Source organism: Paratractidigestivibacter sp. (assembly GCF_052362415.1).
Taxonomy (GTDB): Bacteria; Actinomycetota; Coriobacteriia; order Coriobacteriales; family Atopobiaceae; genus Paratractidigestivibacter.
In genome coordinates, this window is the sequence record NZ_DAWEMK010000181.1 from 1 (window position 1) to 2,264 (window position 2,264).

Here is a 2,264-nt window from a genome sequence, read left to right on the forward strand (position 1 = left end):
CTGCGCTGCCAGATTCCCGCGAGCGCGCCGTCCCAGACGAGCGCGACCTTCTCGCAGGGCTTGGGCTCGCGCTCGGACTCGCCGTCGCGGACGGAGCCCATGGCGATCCTTCGCCCGCACGAGATGTCGGCGATCTCGGATATGTCCACGGCTCGCGACGGCAGCCCGAGGGCCACGACCGGGTCGAGCATGTGCTCGGCCACGAGCGCGGCGCCCTGCTCCGTGAGCTCCTCGAGCCCGACGCAGTCGTCGAGGTCGACGTCGCCCGCAGACGTTCGCACGAGCCCGCACAGGTGGGCGCGCGTGCCGAGGCCGAGCCCCAGGTCGCGAGCGATGCTGCGGATGTAGGTGCCCTTGCTCACGTCGAAGTCGGCGACCCAGACGAGCGGCTCGTCCCCGCCGCCCTCGATGCCTACGAGCCGGGCCTCGTTGATGGTTATGTGCCGAGCCGCGAGCTCGACCGCCTGGCCCTCGCGAGCCATCGCGTAGGCGCGCTTGCCGCCCACGCTAACGGCGGAGTACGCGGGCGGGACCTGGTCGTGCTCGCCCACGAGGCCGGCCAGGCACGCCGCGGCGATATCGGGGTCAGCGAGCTCTGCCGGCACCTCGGCGCGCTCGATGACCTCGCCCTCGGCGTCGTCGGTGTCGGTCTGGGACCCGAACTCGATGCGGGCCCGGTACGACTTGCGATCGAGCGTGAGCAGGCCGAGGAGCTTCGTGGCCTGGCCGACGCCCACGACGAGAACGCCGGAGGCGGCGGGGTCGAGGGTGCCGGCATGGCCGACGCGCCGCTCGCCCACCGCGCGACGGACGCGGTTGACGACGTCGTGGCTGCTCATGCCGACGGGCTTATTGACGGCGAGAAGCGCGTTCACCGCGCTCGGGCCGCGCCTCAATGCTTCTCCGCGGGGACGGGCGCCGCGGCGTCGGCGGCGTCGGCGGACTCGAAGAGCGCGTGGAGCTTGGGCAGCGCGGCCGAGAGGGCCTCGTCCACGGTGCCCTCGACGGTGAAGCCGGCCGCCGCCTTATGGCCGCCGCCGCCGAGCTCACGGGCGATGCCAGAGATGTCGAGGCCGCACTTGGAGCGGAGGTTGCCGCGGACCTTGTCTCCGGGGACCTCCTTGAGGAAGAGCGCGACCTGGGTTCCGTCGACGCAGCGGACGAGGTCGACGAGGCCGTCGCACTCGGCGACCGGCACCTCGTTGGTCTTGAAGTCGGCAGTCGTGGCGTAGCTGTACGAGAGCCTCCCCTGCTCGAAGGTGGTGATGCGCGACATCACCACGGCGCACAGGTGGATGTAGGCGAGCCGGTCGCTCTGGTAGACGTGCAGGGCGATCTCGGACGGGGACGCGCCGGCATCCACGAGCAGGCTCGCGACCTCGAAGGCCTCGCCGTCCGCGTTCTGGTACTGGAAGCGGCCGGTATCCGTGACGATGGCGCACATGAGGTTCTGGGCCATCGTAGGCGTGAGCTCGATGCAGCGATGCACCGCGAACTCGGTGACGATGACGCCGGAGGCGGCGGCCAACGGCCTCACCACGCCGGCGTCCCAGAAGGGGTCCGAGCTGGGGTGATGGTCGAGGACGCCCACCTTGGCGGAGCGCTCGAGCACCGCCCGGGCATCGTTTAAGCGCCCGGGCTCGGAAAGGTCGACGCAGATAAAGAGGTCCGGGTCTCCCTCGTAGTCGGCCACGCGCACGACGCGCTCCACACCCGGCAGGAAGCCGTAGGTACGGGGCACCACGTCGTCGTCGGCGAGAAGCACGCTCACGCGCTTGCCCTCCCAGCCGGCCTCGATGATCTCGGCCAGGGCGAGGGTGGAGCCGATGGCGTCGCCGTCCGGCGACGTGTGCGCGCAGACGGCGATGTCGGTGGCCTCATCGATGAGGGCGGCCAGGGCATCGAACTGCTCGGCCTGGCCGTCCATGTTGGAGATGAGCATCAAGGTTCGTTCTTCCTTCGGATTACGCTTCGTCGGGCTCGGGGGCGTCCTCGGGCGCCTCGGCGGGGCCGGCCGCGGCGTCGGGCGCCGCGACCGGGTAGCCGAACTCGTCCTTCTCGACGCCGAGGGTCGGCGGGACCACCTCGAGGGCGCGGGCGATGCGCTCGGCCTCGTCGGTGGAGGTGTCGATGCGGAAGTCGAGCTCCGGGGTCACGCGCCAGCCGAGGCTGCGGCCCAGAAGCGAGCGGATGCGGCCGCGGGCGCGCCCGAGGGCGGCCTCGACCTCATCGTAGCGCTCGGCGTCGCAGGTAAAGAAGGCGCG

Annotated in this window: 3 protein-coding genes; all 3 read right to left on the reverse strand. The window is 71.4% G+C overall.

What is annotated here, in order from left to right; all coding sequences use genetic code 11:
* Window positions 1–896, reverse strand: an 896-nt coding sequence (gene truB, locus ACT84W_RS10640) for a tRNA pseudouridine(55) synthase TruB (protein WP_444329196.1), incomplete at its 3' end; no start/stop codon positions are given.
* Window positions 893–1,942 carry a DHH family phosphoesterase gene (locus ACT84W_RS10645; RefSeq protein ID WP_444329197.1) on the reverse strand — a complete coding sequence of 350 codons (1,050 nt, stop codon included), beginning with the start codon at window positions 1,940–1,942 and terminating at the stop codon, window positions 893–895. The genes ACT84W_RS10645 and truB, both read right to left, overlap by 4 nt.
* 22 nt (window positions 1,943–1,964) lie before the next feature.
* Window positions 1,965–2,264 (reverse strand): ribosome-binding factor A (locus ACT84W_RS10650; RefSeq protein WP_444329198.1); only part of this gene is annotated, 300 nt, incomplete at its 5' end.